Origin of the sequence: Micromonospora sp. NPDC049359 (assembly GCF_044466585.1) — a bacterium.
Classification (GTDB): domain Bacteria; phylum Actinomycetota; class Actinomycetes; order Mycobacteriales; family Micromonosporaceae; genus Micromonospora.
Genome location: NZ_JBITMW010000010.1, coordinates 309,421 through 327,873, shown reverse-complemented (window position 1 = coordinate 327,873; position 18,453 = coordinate 309,421). Strand labels below are relative to the sequence as shown.

17 protein-coding genes and 1 pseudogene are annotated in these 18,453 nt (G+C 72.5%); 12 read left to right on the top strand and 6 right to left on the bottom strand.

Translation table 11 applies throughout. The annotated features are described in order from the left end of the window. The 5 genes and pseudogenes from ACIBTX_RS23665 to ACIBTX_RS23645 form a co-directional block, all read left to right on the top strand. Nucleotides 1-437, top strand: a pseudogene (locus ACIBTX_RS23665) (putative baseplate assembly protein); the annotation flags it as partial. After that, on the top strand, nucleotides 418-963 hold the full coding sequence (locus ACIBTX_RS23660; RefSeq protein ID WP_357118251.1) for a phage tail protein: 546 nt from the start codon (nucleotides 418-420) through the stop codon (nucleotides 961-963). The pseudogene ACIBTX_RS23665 and the gene ACIBTX_RS23660, both read left to right, overlap by 20 nt. 9 nt (nucleotides 964-972) lie before the next feature. Beyond that, entirely contained in the window at nucleotides 973-1,905 is a 933-nt protein-coding gene (locus ACIBTX_RS23655) for a hypothetical protein (RefSeq protein WP_357118248.1), read from the top strand. Next, nucleotides 1,902-2,360: a hypothetical protein gene (locus tag ACIBTX_RS23650; protein WP_357118244.1), complete on the top strand. Its 459-nt coding sequence runs from the start codon at nucleotides 1,902-1,904 to the stop codon at nucleotides 2,358-2,360. Before ACIBTX_RS23655 ends, ACIBTX_RS23650 begins: the two co-directional genes overlap by 4 nt. A gap of 54 nt (nucleotides 2,361-2,414) precedes the next feature. Then, nucleotides 2,415-3,185 (top strand): hypothetical protein, encoded by a 771-nt coding sequence (locus tag ACIBTX_RS23645; protein WP_357169860.1) that lies wholly within the window; start codon nucleotides 2,415-2,417, stop codon nucleotides 3,183-3,185. A gap of 39 nt (nucleotides 3,186-3,224) precedes the next feature. On the opposite strand, the gene ACIBTX_RS23640 is transcribed toward ACIBTX_RS23645, so the two are convergent. The 6 genes from ACIBTX_RS23640 to ACIBTX_RS23615 form a co-directional block, all read right to left on the bottom strand. Continuing rightward, complete coding sequence (locus ACIBTX_RS23640; protein WP_357169858.1) at nucleotides 3,225-4,109, bottom strand: PmoA family protein; 885 nt, start codon at nucleotides 4,107-4,109, stop codon at nucleotides 3,225-3,227. Next, nucleotides 4,106-4,789 carry a hypothetical protein gene (locus ACIBTX_RS23635; protein WP_357169855.1) on the bottom strand — a complete coding sequence of 228 codons (684 nt, stop codon included), beginning with the start codon at nucleotides 4,787-4,789 and terminating at the stop codon, nucleotides 4,106-4,108. The genes ACIBTX_RS23640 and ACIBTX_RS23635 overlap by 4 nt, the downstream gene beginning before the upstream one ends. Further along, nucleotides 4,773-5,654, bottom strand: a complete 882-nt coding sequence (locus ACIBTX_RS23630) for a carbohydrate ABC transporter permease (protein WP_357118232.1) — start codon at nucleotides 5,652-5,654, stop codon at nucleotides 4,773-4,775. The genes ACIBTX_RS23635 and ACIBTX_RS23630 overlap by 17 nt, the downstream gene beginning before the upstream one ends. Continuing rightward, a complete protein-coding gene (locus ACIBTX_RS23625) occupies nucleotides 5,654-6,637 on the bottom strand; it encodes a sugar ABC transporter permease (protein ID WP_357118229.1) in 984 nt (327 codons plus the stop codon). The genes ACIBTX_RS23630 and ACIBTX_RS23625 overlap by 1 nt, the downstream gene beginning before the upstream one ends. Nucleotides 6,638-6,669: 32 nt before the next feature. Beyond that, nucleotides 6,670-8,013: an extracellular solute-binding protein gene (locus tag ACIBTX_RS23620; RefSeq protein WP_357169852.1), complete on the bottom strand. Its 1,344-nt coding sequence runs from the start codon at nucleotides 8,011-8,013 to the stop codon at nucleotides 6,670-6,672. Between the two features lie 91 nt (nucleotides 8,014-8,104). Next, the gene (locus ACIBTX_RS23615; protein WP_357118223.1) at nucleotides 8,105-9,163 is read right to left on the bottom strand and encodes a LacI family DNA-binding transcriptional regulator; all 1,059 of its coding nucleotides are present in this window, start codon (nucleotides 9,161-9,163) and stop codon (nucleotides 8,105-8,107) included. Nucleotides 9,164-9,403: 240 nt separating this feature from the next. On the opposite strand from ACIBTX_RS23615, the gene ACIBTX_RS23610 reads away from it, so the two are divergent. The 7 genes from ACIBTX_RS23610 (at nucleotide 9,404) to ACIBTX_RS23580 (ending at nucleotide 18,426) form a co-directional block, all read left to right on the top strand. Next, the gene (locus ACIBTX_RS23610; protein WP_357169849.1) at nucleotides 9,404-10,732 is read left to right on the top strand and encodes a Gfo/Idh/MocA family oxidoreductase; all 1,329 of its coding nucleotides are present in this window, start codon (nucleotides 9,404-9,406) and stop codon (nucleotides 10,730-10,732) included. A gap of 20 nt (nucleotides 10,733-10,752) precedes the next feature. Further along, nucleotides 10,753-12,186, top strand: coding sequence for a glucuronate isomerase (uxaC, locus tag ACIBTX_RS23605; protein WP_357169846.1), 1,434 nt, complete (start codon nucleotides 10,753-10,755; stop codon nucleotides 12,184-12,186). After that, nucleotides 12,183-13,487 (top strand): enolase C-terminal domain-like protein, encoded by a 1,305-nt coding sequence (locus tag ACIBTX_RS23600; protein ID WP_357169843.1) that lies wholly within the window; start codon nucleotides 12,183-12,185, stop codon nucleotides 13,485-13,487. Before uxaC ends, ACIBTX_RS23600 begins: the two co-directional genes overlap by 4 nt. Continuing rightward, nucleotides 13,478-14,971 carry a mannitol dehydrogenase family protein gene (locus tag ACIBTX_RS23595; RefSeq protein WP_357169840.1) on the top strand — a complete coding sequence of 498 codons (1,494 nt, stop codon included), beginning with the start codon at nucleotides 13,478-13,480 and terminating at the stop codon, nucleotides 14,969-14,971. The genes ACIBTX_RS23600 and ACIBTX_RS23595 overlap by 10 nt, the downstream gene beginning before the upstream one ends. Before the next feature lie 61 nt (nucleotides 14,972-15,032). Then, nucleotides 15,033-16,211: a Gfo/Idh/MocA family oxidoreductase gene (locus ACIBTX_RS23590; protein WP_357169837.1), complete on the top strand. Its 1,179-nt coding sequence runs from the start codon at nucleotides 15,033-15,035 to the stop codon at nucleotides 16,209-16,211. Nucleotides 16,212-16,266: 55 nt separating this feature from the next. After that, complete coding sequence (locus ACIBTX_RS23585; RefSeq protein WP_357169834.1) at nucleotides 16,267-17,616, top strand: polysaccharide lyase family 1 protein; 1,350 nt, start codon at nucleotides 16,267-16,269, stop codon at nucleotides 17,614-17,616. Between the two features lie 81 nt (nucleotides 17,617-17,697). Next, entirely contained in the window at nucleotides 17,698-18,426 is a 729-nt protein-coding gene (locus ACIBTX_RS23580) for an HD domain-containing protein (protein ID WP_357169831.1), read from the top strand. Nucleotides 18,427-18,453 lie beyond the last annotated feature (27 nt).

Sequence of the window (18,453 nt, the reverse complement as noted above, 5' to 3'; positions counted from 1 at the left end):
GCTGGATCGGCGGCACCTGCCGGGATCTGGCGTTCGCCGGCCAGCAGGCGGTGGCCGCCACGCAGAGCGGCGGGGTGCTGCGGCTGGACACCCTGGCCGCCCAGCCGCAGTGGCAACCGGTCTCGGTCAACTGCGGGCTGCCGTTGCGCGACCGGACCCGGTTCGTGCCGGTCGACGCCGTCGCCGTGAGCGGCCCTGCCGCGGCGGCCGTCGGCACGGGCGGTCCGGCGGCCTCCGGCGCGGGCGGTCCGGCGGCGGACCGGCTGGTGCTGGCCTGCGGCGAGCGCGGCGTCTACCGCAGCGCCGACACGGTCACCTGGACCGCCAGCGCCAACCAGGCCACCGCCGACGTGGTGACCGTCCCGGACACGTGGCTGCTCTGCTCCGGCGAGCACGACATCGAGGTGGTGCGCCAGGATGCGACGCTCGGCGATTGAGCGGCTGCTGCCCGCCGCGTACCAGCGGGCATGCGTGCCGGGCAGCGTGCTCTGGGCGCTGCTGGACGTGATGGAGGGACTGCACGCCCCGGACGAGGCGATCCTCGCCGAGGTGGACGCCCTGTTCGACCCGTACCGGGCCCCCGAGGACATGGTCGTACGCCTGACCCGCTGGGTGGCGATGGACCACGTGGTGGCGTCGCACCGACCGGACGCGCCGCTGCCCCTGCCGGTCGGGCGGCTACGGGACCTGGTGGCCCACGGCGCGCTGCTGGCGCGGTGGCGCGGCACCCCGTACGGGATGCGACGGGCCCTGGAGGTGGCGACCGGGGTGAGCGGCTTCGCCATCGACGAACCCGACGAGAGGCCCTTTCACATCGTGGTGCGGGTGCCGGCGGACGCCGCCGACCACCTCGCCGTGATCACCCGCATCGTCGAGGCGGAGAAGCCGGCGGCGACCACCGCCGAGGTCGTCCTCGCCGCCTCGCCACCATCGGATCAGCCGACCGCGGCACCGTCCGCTTAAGGAGCCTTCATGACCACCGAATGGGCCGTCGTCGGCGCCGCGTCGCAGTTCACCCTGGACGCCGCCAACCACGGCGAGCTGACGTTCACCGTCTCCAACCCGGGCCTCGCGCCGGACACCGTCGTCTTCGACGTGGCGCCCGGCGAGGGCAGCCAGCGGGCCTGGTTCACCGTCACCGAGCCGCAGCGGGTGGTGCCCGGTCAGGGTTCGGTCTCGTTCCTGGTCCGCCTCGCGGTGCCGGCCGGCACCGCGCCCCGCCGCTACGACATGACCGGGTTCGCGTACTCGGCGAACACCGCGCCGGAGGAGAGTTCGCGCTCCAGCGGCCGGGTGACGTACGAGGTCCGGGCGGTCGCCGCGCCGAAGCGGACGCCGTGGCCGTGGATCGCCGCCGCCGCGGCGCTGGTGCTCGTGGTCGCCGGGGTGGTCGGCTACCTGCTGACCCGCTCCGACGGCCCACCGACGCCGGGCACGCCACGGGTCGTGACGCTGGAGGCGGAGAGCCTGGTCGACGGGGCAAAGGTGGAGTCCCCGGCGAAGACCGCGGCGGGCATCGACGCGCAGCCGAACTGCTGCGACATCACCTGGTCGGACGACGCGCAACTGTTCTTCACGGGCCTGGCGCCCGGTGACCGGGTGAACGTCACCGTCGAACTGCCGGCCGACGCCCTCTGGCGTTTCTCCACCACGCGCACCACGAGCTTCGACTACGCCAACACCATCTGGCAGATCGACGGCGTGCAGCTCGGCAGCACCTTCTTCGGCTTCAGCCCGACGGTGATCCGGCAGGACTTCACCGACGTGGGCACCGTCCGGTTGGCGGCGGGCCGCCACACGCTCACCCTGGTCGCCGTCGGCAAGACGCAGGGCTTCGACAGGTACTTCGCGGGCGTGGACCAGATCCGCTTCACCGAGGTGCCCGGGGCGGTCGCGCGGCGATGAGCGGTCGGCAGAAGGTCGTCCTGGTGACGCTGGCGGTGCTGCTGGTGGCGTTCTTCGCGCTCGCCGTCGGCGTCGGCGGCGGCGAGCAGGGCCGCGCGAGCGATCGGCCGGGAATCGTGCAGCGGCTGGGCCGGCTGGCCGGGGCGAGCAGCACGATCGACCCGACGACCGTGCAGGCCGACTGCGACCGTACCGGCGACGTGCTCACCTTCGTCGGCGGCTGCGCGGTGCGGGTCGCCGACCCGGGCGAGTTGCGGACGTTGGTGCTGCGCAGTGGCCGCACGTTCGTGGTGAACGCCCCGGCGCCCGGGGACGCCGACCTCACCGTGCGGTCGGAGGTCGAACCGGACGACGGCGGCGAGGCGGTCGCCCGGATCGCCGTCGACAGCGCGACCACGGTGCTGCTGGGCTGCCCGGGAGGTGTGGGATGCACGGTCACCGTCGCCGCCGGGTGACAGGTCCACCCACCGGCCCGAGCCGCGCGCTCCTCGACCGTAAGGAGGCCCGCCATGGGTGACCTGCGTAAGCCGTTCCTGCTGCTCGCGCTGGTCGCGATCACGCTGGTGGTCCTCGTCGAGGTGGGATCGTCGCTGCTCACCGGTGGCGGCGACGCCACCGGCGCGCTGCTGGTCGGCGCGGCGGACCTCGGCGTGGAGGTGGACGCGGCCGGGGTCAGCGAACCGTCCGGACGGGGCACCAGCTACCTGGCGCTGATCGACGCGGTGGCGCTCTGGACCACTGGCCTGTTCTGCCTGAGCCTGGTGGTGCCGGAGCGGGTGCAGGGCCGGATCCAGGGCGTCGCGACGCTGATCTTCTCGATCCTGCTCATCCTGGGCTCGCTGATCCTGCTGATCATCGCGTTCGTGGAGCTGATAATCATGGTGTCGCTGTTCCTGGCCGTGCCGTTCGGCACCCTGGCGTACCTGGCGCTGTGGGGCTTCTTCCCGGTCGGCGACGCGGCGGTGCTGCTCGGCCTGGCGCTGCTGCTCAAGCTGGTCTGGGCGGGGCTGTTGGTGCTGGCCCAGCCCCGGTTTCTGCAGAACAAGGGCCTCGTCCTGATAATCATCACCACCCTGCTGTGCACCGTCGTGCTGGAATTCCTGCACAATCTGGTGCCGGTGATCCTGGTGAGCATCCTCGACGACATCGGCGCGATCGTCTTCGCCATCATCGCCATCATCTGGGGGCTGGTGCTGCTGATCGGCTCGATCCCGGCGATAGTCAAGGCCATCCGCGTCACCGCCGCCGCCGTCCCCGCCGCCCTGCCCCGTCGATCATGAAGTTGTTGTCACCGCGCCCGGCGTGTCGGGACAACAACTTCATGATCGACGCGCGCTGGCGAGGGTGGCGCATTGGGCTGGAGACAGGGTGCCGTCGGCGATCCACACCTGGTAGCTGCCTTGGCGGGTGGTGGCGGCGGGGACCTCCGCCGGTTGGTCGAAGGCGAAGGCCACGCAGACGCCGGGATACATCGCGGTCCGCGCGAACCACCGGTCACCGAGGCCGAGGCCCGCGAAGACCAGGGTGTACGCGCCACCGCCCGGCCCGGTGCCGGCCAGCGCCAGCCACGGGGTGGCGCTGCCGTTGATCGCCTCCTCCCCCGTCGCCTCGGCGGTGAACACCGTCGCCTCGCCCCCGGCGGCGACCGCCCGCCAGAAGAAGCCGCCGTAGCCGGCCCCGCCGGGACGACCGTTGGTGGCCGGACTGCCCAGGCGCACGGACCTGTCGGCCGGCGCGGTGAGCGCGGAGTCCAGGTCGAGCCGCCAGACGTCCGGCGTCACCGCCGACGCGGCCAGCTGACGCCGCTCGGCGAGCAGCACCCGTCCGCGCGGGTCGCGCCACTGGAGCTGATGGGCCAGCCGGTCCGCCGAGCGCCGCGTCCAGCCGGTGTGGACGATCCGCCCGTGGTCCTCGCGCCACGTGTAGCCGACGTCGCGCACGTAGGTGCGCCCGCCCCACAGGTTGACGCCGTCGACGTCCTGCACCGCGAGGGAGGCTCCCAGGTGCCACACATGGTCGGCGGGGAGCGCGTCGGTGACCACCGTGCCGCCGAGGGTGCGCACGGGGTGCAGGTACGGCCGGGGGCCGTGCCGCGCGTCCAACGCGGGGTCGACGACGTACCGGGCCACCTCGGTCCCGCCGACCAGCAGCCGAGCCGGTTCCTCGGCGACCGGAGCGGGGTCGGTGGCGGGATCGGTGGTCACGGCAGCTCCGGCCGGACGGCGGCCGGCTCGCGGCTGCCGACCTCGGCGGCGAAGGCGCGGCCGACGTCCGTGGGGACCGGCATCCGGTTGGCGACGGCGTGCAGGGCCGCCAGGGTGTAGCCGGCGAGGATGGGCACGGCCACCGGTGTGACCAGGACGGCGAGCAGCCCCGCCAACGCCGTCACGCCCGTGAGGGCGGCCCACCGGGTGGGCGCGTCGAGGCAGGCGCGGGCGCTGGACCGGGCCGCGACCCGCCACCGCCCGCCCCCGTTCCGGCCCGCCTCGACGACGACCAGGCCGGCGTACCCGGCCAGAGCGGCCGCGACCAGAGCGGTCACCGCCAGCGCCGGTGGGCCACCGGGCACCCGCCCGGCGGTCAGCGCCGCCAGGTCGGCGGCGAGCAGCCCGAGCACGCAGAGCGCGAGCAGGCTGACCGGCACGCCGGGCAGCACCGAGCGGCCGAACCGGCGCAGGCTCGTACGCGCCGACGGCCAACCGCCGGTACGCGTCCAGTCGCGCACTGCCGCGCTGGCCGTACCGGCCGCCCCGGCGGCGGTGAGCAGCGGCGCCGCCGCGAGGGTCAACAGGATGCCGAGCAGCGCCAGGTCCGCGGCGTCGCGGGCGACGTCCCGCCAGTCCCGCCGCTCGGCGTCGTCGACGGGTTCAGCCCTTGATGCCACTGGTGTTGATCCCCTCGACGAGCATCCGTTGGAACGCGACGAAGAACAGGAAGACCGGCAGCAGCGACAGCACCGACATGGCGAACATCGGCCCGACCGCGCTCTGACTCGTCGAGTCGATGAAGAGGGTCAGCGCCACCGGCACGGTGTAGTCCTTCAGTTGGGACAGGAAGACCAGTTGGCGGAAGAAGTCGTTCCAGGTCCAGATGAACGAGAAGATCGCGGTGGTGACCAGCGCGGGTCGGCTCAGCGGCAGGATGATGTGCCGGAAGATCCCGTACGGGCCGGCGCCGTCGATCCGCGCCGCCTCGTCCAGCTCGCGCGGGACGCCGCGCATGAACTGCACCATGAGGAAGACGAAGAACGCCTCGGTGGCCAGGAACTGCGGGATGAGCAGCGGCAGGTAGGGCCACTCGCCACCCACCAGACCGAGGGTGCGGAACAGGATGTACTGCGGCACGATCAGCACGTGCTGGGGCAGCAGCAGCGTACCGATCATGACGGCGAACCAGAGGCCACGCAGCCGGAACCTCAGGCGGGCGAAGGCGTACGCAGCCAGCAGGCAGGAGAGCCCGTTGCCGATGACGGTGAGCAGGCTGACCAGCGCGCTGTTGAGGAAGAACCGGCCGAATCCGACGTCGAAGTTGGACCAGCCGGCGGTGTAGTTGCCCGGGGTGAACCGCTCCGGCAGCAGCCCGACGTTGTTGACGATCTCCTCCTGGGACTTCACGGAGGTGCCGACCATCCAGATCAGCGGGTAGAGCACCACGGCCACGATCACCACCAGGATCAGCAGCCGCAGCACGGGCCGGCCGCCGGGGCGTCGTCCCGCTCCGGGCAGCGCCGCCGCCGTCGGAGTCGCCATCACCGGTCCTCCCCGTCGGAGTAGTGCACCCAGAACCGCCCGGTGCTGAAGAAGATCGCGGTGAGCACCGCGATGGCGAGCAGGAACACCCAGGCCATCGCCGAGGCGTAGCCCATCTCCAGGTCGGTGAAGCCGGTGATGTAGAGGTTCAGCGTGTACATGAGGGTCGAGTCGACCGGGCCGCCGGTGCCGTTGCTGAGCACGAACGCGGCGGTGAAGCCCTGGAAGCCGTTGATCGTCTCCAGCACCAGGTTGAAGAAGATGACCGGGGAGAGCATCGGCAGGGTGACGGCGCGGAACTGCCGGAACCGACCGGCGCCGTCGACGGACGCGGCCTCGTACAGCTCGGTGGGCACCTGTTTCAGCCCGGCCAGGAAGATCACCATCGGGGCGCCGAACTGCCAGATGGCCAGCACCATGAGCGTCTGCAGGGCCCAGTCCGGGTCGTTGACCCAGGGCCTGCCCTCGATGCCGAAGAGGCTCAGCAGCGAGTTGAACGCACCATCGCGGTTGAACATGTTGACCCAGACGATGGCCAGCGCCACGCTGCCGCCGAGCAGCGACGGCAGGTAGAACAGGCCGCGGAACAGGCCGACGCCGCGCCACGCGCGGTTGAGCAGCAGCGCCACGCCGAGGGCCGCGGCCAGTTTCAGGGGTACGGCGACCAGCGCGAAGGTCAGGGTGACCCGCACGGCGTGCCAGTACGACGGGTCGGCGGTGAACATCCGCTCGTAGTTGGCCAGCCCCACCCACCGGGCCTCGGAGAACGGGGTGAGGATGTCGTAGTTGGTGAAGCTCAGGTAGAGCGACAGCAGCATGGGGACCGCCGTGACACCCATCAGGCCGATGAGCCACGGCGACAGGAAGACGTACCCCGCCAGACCCTCGCGGTGCCGGATGCCGCCGGACCCACGCCGGGTGGGGTGGGTCCGGACGGATCCGGGGCCGGGTCGGGTCGGGTCGGGCGCCGTGGTCAACGCCACGATCGGCTCCTCTCCTCGCCTCGTGGGGCGGGTCAGGCGATGGCGCCCTTGCACGCCTCGATGAACTGGGCGGCGGCCTGCGCGGGGGTGGCCCGGCCGTACTGGGCGCTCTCGGCGGCCTTGACCAGCTCGGACTTGACCGTGCTGTGTCCCTTGATCGGCACCTGTGGCGACTCGCCGAACTTCTGGGTCAGCTCCGCCTCGACGGCGATCGACTGCTTCATCGCGGGGTCGGTGGTGCCGTCGCTGACGACCTGACGCAGGTCCAGGTTGGACGGCAGGCCCCGGTCGGTGCCGAGCAGGGTGACGGCCTCCCGGTCGTTGACCAGGAAGTTGATCACATCGACCGCGACGTCCCTGTTCTTGCTGCCCTTGAACACCGACCAGTACATCGAGGCCCGGGCCCACTGCGCGCTCGGATCGCCGGGGTAGGCGATCACTCCCAGCTCGTCCTTGGTGTTCTTCTTCAGGTCCGGCATCTGGTTGGCCCAGACCCAGGACGTCGCGGACTTGCCGGTGACCACCAACTGCTTGGTGACGTCGCTGGAGTTGCCCTCGTGGATGACGTCGGCGGTCGGGGTGGCCTTACGGTCCCGCGCGCCCTTCCAGAGGTCGAACCAGGCGGTCACGTCCTCGGCGGTGAAGCCCAGATCCTTGCCCTGGTAGAGGTCCTTGCCCTGCTGGCGCAGCCAGACCCAGAACGCCTTGTAGTCGGCGCTCGGATCCTGGGTGCCGGGAACCCCCGTCCTGGCGGACACTCCCTCGGCCCAGGCGATGTGCTGCTCCCAGCTCATCCCGGTGGTCGGTTCGGGCAGGTTGTGCTTCGCCAGCAGCGTCTTGTTGTAGACCAGACCCTGCGTGTTCTCCCCGGCGGCCAGGCCGGCGAGCTTGCCGTCGACGACGCCGTACTGCCACAGGCTCTTGGGGAACGTGGCGGTGTCCAGCTTGCCGGACTTCTGGTACGAGGTGAGGTCGAGCGTGGTGTTGCGAGCCGCGTACTCGGCGAGGTAGTTGTCGTCGATCTGGAACAGGTCGGGCGGGTTGCCACCGGCGGTGAGCGTGGCGAGCTTGTCGAAGTAGCCCTGGTTGGCCTGCCAGGTCTTCTCGAAGGTCACGTTGGGATGCTTCTTTGTGTAGAGGGCGAGGGCGTCCTCGGTCAGCTTGGCCCGGGCGTCACCGCCCCACCAGAAGATCGAGAGCTTGACGGGGGCGTTGGGGTCGGCGGCGTCGTCGTCGCCGCACGCGGCGGCGCCGAACAGCAGCGGCGCGGCGACCGTCGCGGCGAGCAGGCCGCGCAGCAGCCGCCGCCGGGGCAGCGGGGTGGCGGGCGGACGCCCGACGGGCGTGCCGGTGGTGGGGGACGTTGCGGGGTGCATGTGCGCTCACTCCTCGGCTTTAGGAGGCGACGGCATCACCCGAGGCCGCGGTCGGGATGCCCGGACCCGCAGGGCAGTGCGGGTCCGGGCCTTAGGGCGCGGCCAGGGGACGTGCCGGCCGGGCATGCGGACCCGGCCCGGTCGAGTCGCGGATGACCAGGTCGGTCTGGAGCATTACCTGTGCGGTGGTACGCCGGACGCCGACCGCCGTGCCGGTACCGGGCCCCCGCGCGCCGCGCGGTGACTCGATGTCCTGTTGCAGCAGCATGTCGACGGCCGTCCGGCCGGCGGCCCCGGTGGGTGTGGCCACCGTCGTCAGTTTGGGTCGGGTGAGCCGGCTCAGGGCGATGTCGTCGACCCCGACGACGCTCACCTGCTGCGGCACCCGGACCCCGAGCGCGTCCAGCCCTTCGATGAGGCCGATCGCCATCAGGTCGTTGTAGGCGAGCACGGCGGTGACGCCGCTGTGCCGCACCTGCTCGGCCACGGCGGAGCCGCCGGTCTCGGTGGGAGCGTTGGGGCCGAGCACGGTCAGTTCCCCGCCACCGGCCCGGACGGCCGTGGTGGCGGCACGCCGCATCTCCCGGTTGGTCCACGAGCTGCGCGGCCCGCCGAGCAGGGCGATGTCGCGGTGACCGAGACCGATCAGGTGCTCGACGGCTGCCCGGGCGCCCTGCCCGACGTCCATCAGCACGCAGGCCAGGCCGGTCACCTGACGGTTCACCACGACCAGCGGCACCTCGCGGCTGAGCTGTTCGATCAGGCTGTTGCTCATCCGGGGGCTGCACAGCAGCACCCCGTCGACCTGCTTGGCGAGGGCGTGGACCAACTCCTCCTCGGCGGTCGGGTCCTCGTTGGTGTCGGCCACGAAGACGTGGTAGTCGCGGTGGCGTGCCTGGCTCTCCGCCGCCTTGATCAGCGGTGGGAAGAACGGGTTCGCGATGTCGGCGATGATCAGCCCGATGTTGTGCGTACGCCCGGTGATGAGGGCGCGGGCGGCCCGGTTCGGCCGGTAGCCCAGGTCCTCCGCGCAGGCCAGCACCCGGACCCGGGTCTCGGGGTTGACGAGGTGCGGGGCGGAGAAGGTGCGGGACACGGTGGAGATGTGCACCCCGGAGGCGCGGGCGACGTCCCGGATGGTGACTGGCACGGCGGCCCCTTCGTCCGAGTGCGGCGGTGGTCACGCGGGTGCCGCCAATTAATGCAAACGGTTGCTCCACTGTCAACGGTCAATGTTTGCAGCTTTGTTGCATCGAGACGCCCAGTGGTGGCCTTCAACCCCGCAAAAACCCACAATTGCCGCCGGTTGTGCCGCTGTCGTTGACGCCATCACATTGATCGTGGTTACTTCACTGCAAACCTTTGCAGGGGTCATCCGGAGGGCGATCGCATGTCACCGAGATCCGGCGGGCGGGTCCGCTACGCCATCGTGGGCACCGGCGCGCGAGCGGAGATGTTCGTCCGGGCCCTGGTGCTCGACCACCCGGACTCCGCCGAGCTGGTCGCCTTCGCCGACGTCAACCAGACCCGGATGGACGCGCACAACCGCTGGCTGGGCGAGCTGGGACACCGGCCGGTGCCCACGTACCCCGCCGGCGGATTCGCCTCCATGCTGGACGCCGAACGCGTCGACGTCGTCCTGGTGACCAGCGTGGACGTCACCCACGACGAGTACGTGGTGGCCGCGCTGCGCGCCGGCCGGGACGTCGTCACCGAGAAGCCGATGACCGTGGACGCCGCCCGCTGCCGGCGCATCCTGGAGGCCGTGGCCGAGACCGGCGGCAGCGTTGCGGTCGCCTTCAACTACCGCTACAACCCGCTGCACGAGCAGGTCCGCCGGCTGCTCGCCGAGGGCGCGGTCGGCGAGATCGGCTCGGTGCACTTCGAGTGGCTGCTCGACGTGCGCCACGGGGCCGACTACTTCCGCCGCTGGCACCGCGACAAGGCCACCTCCGGCGGCCTGCTGGTGCACAAGGCCAGCCACCACTTCGACCTGGTCAACTGGTGGCTGGCCGCCACCCCGGTCGAGGTGTACGCGGCCGGTCGACTCTTCTTCTACGGCGAGAGCGGCCGCCGGCACGGCTACGCCCGCGACTACGACCGGGCGTACCGCTCCCCCGCCGCGGTTGACGACCCGTTCGCGCTGCGGCTCGACGCGCACCCCCGACTGCGCGAGCTGTACCTCGACGCCGAGGCCGAGGACGGCTACCAGCGCGACCGCAACGTCTTCGCCCCCGGAGTGAGCATTGAGGACGACATGGCGGTGCTGGCCCGCTACTCCACCGGCGCGACAATGACCTACCACCTCACCGCGTACGCCCCCTGGGAGGGCTACCGGGTGATGGTGAACGGCAGCCGGGGACGCCTCGAACTGGAGGTGACCGAGAACGACTACGTCGACCGGGGCACCGCCGGCGCCGTCAAGGGCGCGGCCCTGCACGGCGTCGAGGCGCCGACCGAGGGGGGCGACGCGACGCTCACGGTGCGCCCGTTCTGGGAACCGCCCCGACGGATCCTCATCGAGGGTCGTACCCGCCAGGGGCACGGCGGCGCGGACGCCCGGATGACGGCGGTGCTCCTGGGCGGTCAGCCTGATCCGTTGGGCCGCGCCGCGACGGCCGAGGACGGCGCGCTGGCCCTGCTCACCGGCCTGGCCGCCAACCGGTCCCTGGAGACCGGGCGAGCCGTGCGCGTCGCTGACCTGCTCACCACCCGCTGAGAAGCAGAACGAGGAGCCCCGTGCCGACGTCCGACCACACCGACCTGCTCCTGCCGGCCGAGCCGGGCCAGCGCGCGCTGGCCCGGGAGCTGTACGCCCTCGCGGCGCGGCAACCGATCATCTCGCCGCACGGGCACGTCGACCCGGCCCTGCTCGCCGAGGACCAGCCCTTCCCCGACCCGGCGCGGCTGCTCATCGTGCCCGACCACTACCTGACGAGGATGCTGCTCAGTCAGGGCGTACCCCCGGGCGACCTGGGGGTCCCCACCCGCGACGGCAGCCCGGTCGAGGCCGACGGGCGGGTGATCTGGCGGCGCTTCGCCGCACACTGGCACCTGTTCCGGGGCACCCCGTCGCGGCTCTGGCTGGAACAGACCCTCCGTACCGTCTTCGGGGCGCACACCCCGCTGCGTCCCGACACCGCCGACGCCCTCTACGACGAGATCGCCGCGCGGCTCGCCGAGCCGGAGTTCCGGCCCCGGGCGCTGTTCGAGCGCTTCGGGATCGAGGTCCTCGCCACCACCGAGTCACCGCTGGACGACCTCGCGGCGCACGCCAAGCTCGCCGCCGACGGCTGGGGTGGGCCGGGCGGTCGGGTGGTCACCACCTTCCGCCCGGACGACGTGGTGGACATGGAGTTCGACGGCTGGTCGGCCAACGTGGCGCGGCTCGGCGCGCTGGCCGGCGAGGACACCGGCACGTACCCCGGCTATCTGGCCGCGCTGCGGGCCCGCCGGGCCGCGTTCGTCGCGGCCGGGGCGACCTCGTCGGACCACGGGCACCCCACCGCGCGCACCCTGGACCTGAGCCCGGCGCAGGCCGCCCGCCTCTACGACCGTGGGCTGCGCGGCGCGGCGGACGCCGCCGACGCGGAGGCGTTCCGGGCGCACATGCTGATGGAGTTCGCCCGGATGTCCCTCGACGACGGACTGGTGATGCAGCTGCACCCCGGCGCGGTGCGCAACCACAACCGCTGGCTGTACGAGCGGCACGGCCGGGACGTCGGCGGCGACGTGCCGCAGGCCACCGAGTACGTGCACGCGCTCGCCCCGCTGCTGTCCCGCTACGGCAACGACCCCCGGCTGACGGTGGTGCTCTACACCCTCGACGAGGACACCTTCACCCGCGAGCTGGCGCCCCTGGCCGGCGGGTACGCCGCGCTGCTGCTCGGAGCGCCCTGGTGGTTCCTGGACTCCCCCGAGGCGCTGCGGCGGTTCCGGGAGACGGTCACCGAGAGCGCCGGCTTCTACAACACGACCGGGTTCGTCGACGACACCCGGGCGTTCTGCTCCATTCCGGTACGCCACGACGTGGCCCGCCGGGTCGACGCCGGCTTCCTGGCCCGGCTGGTCGCCGAGCACCGGCTCGCGATGGACGAGGCCGCCGAGACGATCGTCGACCTGGCGTACCGGCTACCCAAACGGGTCTTCCACTTCGAAGGGTCGAGCCAGTGACCACCACCATCACCTCCGTCGAGGTGCACGACGTCCGCTTCCCCACCGCCGCCCGGGGCGACGGGTCCGACGCCATCAACCGGGGCGACTACTCGGCGACGTACGTCGAGCTGGGCACCGACTCCGGGCCGGTGGGCGCGGGGTTCACCTTCACCAACGGCCGGGGCAACGAGATCACCTGCGCGGCGGTGCGGGCGCTGGCCCACCACGTCGAGGGTCGTACGGTCGAAGAGATCGCCGCCGAGCCGGTGGCGTTCTGGCGCTCGCTCAGCGCGGACGTGCAGTTGCGCTGGCTGGGCCCCGAGAAGGGCGTCATCCACATGGCGACCGGGGCGCTCGTCAACGCCGTGTGGGACCTGCGGGCCAGGATCGCCGGCAAGCCGATGTGGCGGTTCCTGGCCGAGCTGCCCACCGACGACCTCGTCGCCAGCCTCGACTTCCACCACATCAGCGACGCGCTGACGCCCGACGAGGCGGCGGCCATCCTCGACAAGGGACGCGACGGCCTGGCCGACCGGTTGGCGACGCTGGAACGGGACGGTTTTTCTTCGTACACCACCTCGGTCGGCTGGCTCGGCTACCCCGACGACAAGGTGCGGGCGCTGACCCGGCAGGCGTACGACGACGGCTGGCGGGCCATGAAGATGAAGGTTGGCGGCCCGCTCGCCGACGACCTGCGCCGGGCCCGGATCATCCGCGCCGAGATCGGCCCGGACGCGCTGTTGATGATGGACGCCAACCAGGTCTGGGACGTCGACGAGGCGATCACCGCGATGACCGCCCTCGCGGAGGTGGACCCGTACTGGATCGAGGAGCCGACGCACGCCGACGACATCCTCGGGCACGCCCGGATCAACCGCGCCGTCGCCGAGCTGACCGACGGCCGGTGCCGGGTGGCCACGGGTGAGGTCGCCGCCAACCGCGTCATCTTCAAGCAGTTGCTCCAGGCCGACGCGATCGGCGTGATGCAGGTCGACGCGTGCCGGGTCGGCGGCGTCGACGAGGTGCTGGCCGAGCTGCTGTTGGCGGCCAAGTTCGGGGTGCCGGTCTGCCCGCACGCGGGCGGCGTCGGCCTCTGCGAGTACGTCCAGCACCTGGCGATCTTCGACTACCTGCGGGTAGGCACGAGCCTCGACGGTCGGATGATCGAGTACGTCGACCACCTGCACGAACACTTCGTCGACCCGGTACGCACCCGCGGCGGCCGGTACCTGCTCCCGGAGCGCCCCGGTTACAGCGCCACCATGAAACAGTCGTCGATCGCGGAGTACCGGTTCCCGGACGGTCCGGCATGGCGGTGACCGTCGGCGCGTCCCGCCTCGGCCTGGGTGTGCTGCGCCACCTGCCCGTCGACTCCCGCCCCCTGGTGCGGCCGGGCACCGTGCCGACGGGCGTCGTACACCTGGGGTTGGGGGCCTTTCACCGCGCGCACCAGGCGGTCTACACCGAGGCGGCGGTCGGCGCGGCCGGCGGCGACTGGGGCATCGTGGCCGTCGCCCCGCGCAGCGCCGCCGTGGTCGACGCGCTCGCCGCCCAGGACAACCTGTTCAGCGTGAGCGCCCTGTCCGCCGCCGACGCCACCACCCGGGTGGTGGGCGCGCTGAGCGGCGTACGGCACGCGCCGAGCGATCCGGACGCCGTGGTGGCGTTGCTCGCCGACCCGGCGGTCCGCGTCGTGACGCTCACCGTCACCGAGAAGGCGTACCAGCTCGACCCGGTGACCGGCCGGTTGTCGCCGGACTCCGCGCTCGCCGCGGACCTCGCCGGTCATCGGCCCCCGGCCACCGTGCCGGGTCTGCTGCTGCGCGGGCTGGCGGCCCGCGCCGCCGCGGACGCCGGACCGGTCGCCCTGGTGAGCTGCGACAACCTGCCGGCCAACGGCCGACGGCTGCGCGGCCTGGTCGACCAGGCGATCGCGCGGGCCGCCGGGACGCCGGCCGGGTTCGTCGACTGGGTGGCCGCCAACGTGACGTGCCCGGGGACCATGGTGGACCGCATCGTGCCGGCCAGCACCCCGGAGACCATCGACACGGCCCGTCGGGCGCTCGGCGTCACCGACCTGGCCGCGGTGGCCGCCGAGCCGTACGCGCAGTGGGTCATCGAGGACGACTTCCCCGGCGGACGGCCGGGCTGGGAACACGCCGGGGCGGTGCTGACCGACGACGCCGGGCCGTGGGAGCGGTTGAAGCTGCGCGCCCTCAACGGTGTGCACTCGGCCGTGGCGTACCTCGGCGCACTGGCCGGGCGGGAGACCATCGCGGACGCCCTGGAGATCCCGCACCTGGCCGACGTGCTGCGCCGGCTGATCGCCGAGGACGTCGCGGCCAGCTTCACACCGCCGGACGGGGTGCGGGTCGTCGACTACGGCGAACAGGTCCTGGCCCGGTTCGGCAACCCGGCGATCCGGCACCGCACCCTCCAGGTCGCCACCGACGGGTCGCAGAAGCTGCCGCAACGCATCCTGCAGACCATCGCCGACCTGCGCGCGTCCGGACGGTCCGCGCGCTGGGGCGCGCTGGTCGTGGCGTCCTGGTTGCGCTTCGCGCTGGGGTACGCCGACGACGGCCGCCCGCTGCCGTTGCAGGACCCGCTCGCGGGGCCGATCCGGGCCGCCCTGGACGCCGGCGCGCAGAGCCCGGCCGGCGCGGTCGACGCCGTCTTCGCGCTCCGCGAGGTGATCCCGGCCGAGGTCGCCGAGGACGACGAGGTACGCGCCCAGGTGACCGCCTGGCTCACCGCGCTCGGACGACACGGCGTCGAGGCGACCCTGGCCGGCGTCCGGTGAGCCGGGCGGCCCCGGCCGGGAGGGCGGCGCTACCGGCGGTGGCGCTTTCGGTCGGTGTCGCGTGAACGGGTCGGTGCCGCCGACGACGGTGGCGGTGATCGGGGCGAACGGGCACGGTCACTGGCACCGGCGGGTGATCGCCCCGCTGCACGCCGACGGCCGCCTGCGACTCGTCGCCCTGGTCGACGTCGCACCGGTGCGCGACGAGCGGGAGGCGCCCGTGCCGCCCGGCGTCGGCGTGTTCACCGACCACCCGACGATGCTCGCCGCCACCCGCCCGGAGGTGGTGGTGATCTGCACTCCGCCGCACACCCACCTGCCGATCGCCCGCGACGCCGTCGCGGCCGGCGCGGACCTGCTGCTGGAGAAGCCGCCGGTGCTGTCGATGGCCGAGCATCACGAGCTGACCGACGCGCTCTCGGCGGCCGGCCGGGTGGCGCAGGTCGGCTTTCAGGCGCTCGGTTCGGCGGCGCTGACCGCGCTGACCGACGCGGTGGCCGCGGGCCGGTTGGGCACGGTCACCGGCATCTCCGCCGTCGCCGCCTGGCAACGGCCGGACGCCTACTACGCCCGCTCCCCGTGGGCCGGTCGACGAAGCGTGGACGGCCGGCCGGTGCTGGACGGCGCGCTCGTCAACCCGCTCGCGCACGCGGTAATGCAGTGCCTCGCGGTCGCCGAGGCGCTGGGAGGGGCGCCACCGTGGCCGGCGGCGATCGAGGTGGAGCGCTACCGGGTCCGGCCGATCGAGGTGGAGGACACGGCGGTGCTGCGCGTCCGTCTCCGCGCCGGCCCACCCGTGCTGGCGGCGGTCACGCTGGCCTCCGCCGAGTTCGTGGCCGGCGAGCTGGTGGTGACCGGCACGAGCGGGCCGGCGTCGCTGGAGTACCCGACCGACCGGCTGCGCCTGCCCGGCGACGCGGTGACCCGCCGCGTCCCCGGTCGACGGGGCCTGCTGGAGAACCTGCTCGCCCACCGGATCGACCCGGTCGGGGTGCCGCTGATCGCGCCGCTGGCCCGTACCGCGCCGTTCACCGCCCTGCTGGACGCGCTGCGGGCCGCCCCCGAGCCCCGACTGCTCGACGGGGAGCTGGTCGACGGGGTGGGCGACGGAGACCAGCGCGTCCGTCACCTGCGCGGCGTGGCCGACGTGCTGCGCGCCTCGGCCGAACGCGGGGCGCTGCCGAGCGAGTGGGGCGTGCCCTGGGCGACTGCCCCGTATCGCACCGAACTCGCGGAATAGCACCTCCGGACCCGACACCACGCCATCAGACACCTCAGCAGAACGGAGCGAAGCGATGCGCAAATCCCTCATCGGCGTACTGGTGGTCGCCCTGCTGCTCGTCGCCGCACCGGCCGCCGCCCACCCCGACGTTCCGCCCACCGACCGGCTGTCCTGGTCGGCCCGCCACCTCGGTCGGCAGGCCTTGCCCGAGCGCGACGGCTGGGCGGCCGAGGGCGACGGCACCACCGGCGGCTCGGCGGCCACCGCCGAACGGACCCGGGTGGTGCACAGCCGGGCCGAGCTGGTCGACGCGCTCGGCGGTGACAACGCCACCAACGCCACCGATGCCACGCCGAAGCTCATCTACGTGGACGGTGCCGTCGACGGCTTCGAAGCACCCGACGGTACGGCGCTGAGCTGCGCCGACCTGGCCGACCCGACGTACCGGCTGGACGCCTACCTGGCCGCGTACGACCCGGCGGTGTGGGGTCGGGTGGCCCCCGCCGGGCCGCTGGAGGAGGCCCGGGTGCGGTCGGTGGCGAACCAGACCCGCCAGACCCAGATCAACGTGGGCCCCAACACCACGATCGTCGGGCTGCGCGGGGCCCGGCTGACCGGCCTCACCCTCATGATCGACCGGGCGTCGAACGTCATCGTGCGAAACCTGACCTTCGTGGACGCCCGGGACTGCTTCCCCGCCTGGTCGCCGACCGACGGCGAGACCGGCAACTGGAACAGCCAGTACGACCAGATCTCGGTACGTCGCAGCGAGCACGTCTGGGTCGACCACAACACGTTCACCGACGGCGACAACCCGGACAGCGCCCAGCCCAGCTACTTCGGGCGGCCCTACCAGGTGCACGACGGGTCGTTGGACGTCACCCACACCGCCAGCGGAGTCACCGCCACCTGGAACCGGTTCATCGGGCGGGACAAGCTGATGCTGATCGGCTCGTCCAACACGGTCGGGCCGGACGTGGGCCGGCTCAAGGTCACCCTGCACCACAACCTCTTCGACGGCGTCCTGCAACGACTGCCCCGGGTGCGCTTCGGTCAGGTCGACGTCTACAACAACCACTACCGGCTCGGCGGGGACGGCTTCCAGTACGCCCTCGGCGTCGGGGTCCAGTCGGCGATGTACGCGGAGAACAACTTCTTCACCCTGGATCCGGCGGTCGACCCGGCCGACCTGCTCTACGACTGGGGTGGCACCGGGCTGACCGAGCGGGGCTCCTGGGTGCGCCAGGGCACCGGCCGGGCCCGGCCGGTCGACCTGCTGGCCGCGTACAACGCGGTCCACGATCCCGACCTGGCCGCCGACGCGGGCTGGACGCCCACCCTGCGTCGTGATCCCGTGCTACCGACGCCGCTGGTCCCTCTCGTGGTGAATCCCCTGGCCGGGGCCGACCGGTTGCCGATCTGACGGCTCGACCCGCCGGAGTTCGTGGTCGGGTCGACGACGTAAGGGCTCATCGATGTGGTGAAGATCGGCTATAAGTGACGCATGGACTTCCCGCCGCACCTGGGCAGCATGCCGATGCACGCGATCACCGAGATCCACGGCGAACCGGGCCTGCTGGAGCGCTTCCGGCTGGAGATCCAACAGTTCGACGACGCCGCCCGCGAGCGGTTGACCGCCGCGCTCGACCTGGCCGCCGAGTTGCACCGTGACGACCGGCGCGTCCGCGAGCCGTACCTGAACCACCTGCTGCGGGTGGCGATCCGACTGATGCACCACTACCAGGTGCGCGACGTGGACGTGATCGTCGCCGGCCTGCTGCACGACGCGGTCGAGGACCACCCGGTCGAGCTGGCCGGCGACGGCGCCGGCACCGACCCGACCGGGGCCGCGCTGGCCGCGCTCGCCGTGCGGTTCGGGACGCGTGTCGCGACGCTCGTCGCCGCCGTCACCAACCCGGTGTACGACCCCGAGCGGGACCGCAACACGCAGTACCGGGAGCACCTGGCGGTCAGCCTGGACCGCGAGCCCTGGGCCCGGGTGATCAAGGTGTCGGACTTCACCGACAACGGCGTCGGCGTGATCCACACGGTCGGGCCGAAGGTCGTCTCGTCGGCCCGTAAGTACCGGCCGCTGGTGCCGCTCTTCCGGGATCTGATCGGCCGGCCGGACACGCCGTTGTCGGCGGGGGTCAAGCGGCACATCTTCGGTCAGCTCGATCTTGCCGAGGAGCGGTTCAGCGCCATCCTGGACCAGCCCGCGCACGCCAACTGACCTGCCGTCGCGTCACCCGACCGGGTT

Bases quoted from the DNA above. Each gene is read 5' to 3' on its own strand.
- ACIBTX_RS23660 (WP_357118251.1), top strand. From the start codon at position 418: ATGCGACGCTCGGCGATTGAGCGGCTGCTGCCCGCCGCGTACCAGCGG.
- ACIBTX_RS23655 (WP_357118248.1), top strand. From the start codon at position 973: ATGACCACCGAATGGGCCGTCGTCGGCGCCGCGTCGCAGTTCACCCTG.
- ACIBTX_RS23650 (WP_357118244.1), top strand. From the start codon at position 1,902: ATGAGCGGTCGGCAGAAGGTCGTCCTGGTGACGCTGGCGGTGCTGCTG.
- ACIBTX_RS23645 (WP_357169860.1), top strand. From the start codon at position 2,415: ATGGGTGACCTGCGTAAGCCGTTCCTGCTGCTCGCGCTGGTCGCGATC.
- ACIBTX_RS23630 (WP_357118232.1), bottom strand. From the start codon at position 5,654: ATGGCGACTCCGACGGCGGCGGCGCTGCCCGGAGCGGGACGACGCCCC.
- ACIBTX_RS23620 (WP_357169852.1), bottom strand. From the start codon at position 8,013: ATGCACCCCGCAACGTCCCCCACCACCGGCACGCCCGTCGGGCGTCCG.
- ACIBTX_RS23610 (WP_357169849.1), top strand. From the start codon at position 9,404: ATGTCACCGAGATCCGGCGGGCGGGTCCGCTACGCCATCGTGGGCACC.
- ACIBTX_RS23595 (WP_357169840.1), top strand. From the start codon at position 13,478: ATGGCGGTGACCGTCGGCGCGTCCCGCCTCGGCCTGGGTGTGCTGCGC.
- ACIBTX_RS23585 (WP_357169834.1), top strand. From the start codon at position 16,267: ATGCGCAAATCCCTCATCGGCGTACTGGTGGTCGCCCTGCTGCTCGTC.
- ACIBTX_RS23580 (WP_357169831.1), top strand. From the start codon at position 17,698: ATGGACTTCCCGCCGCACCTGGGCAGCATGCCGATGCACGCGATCACC.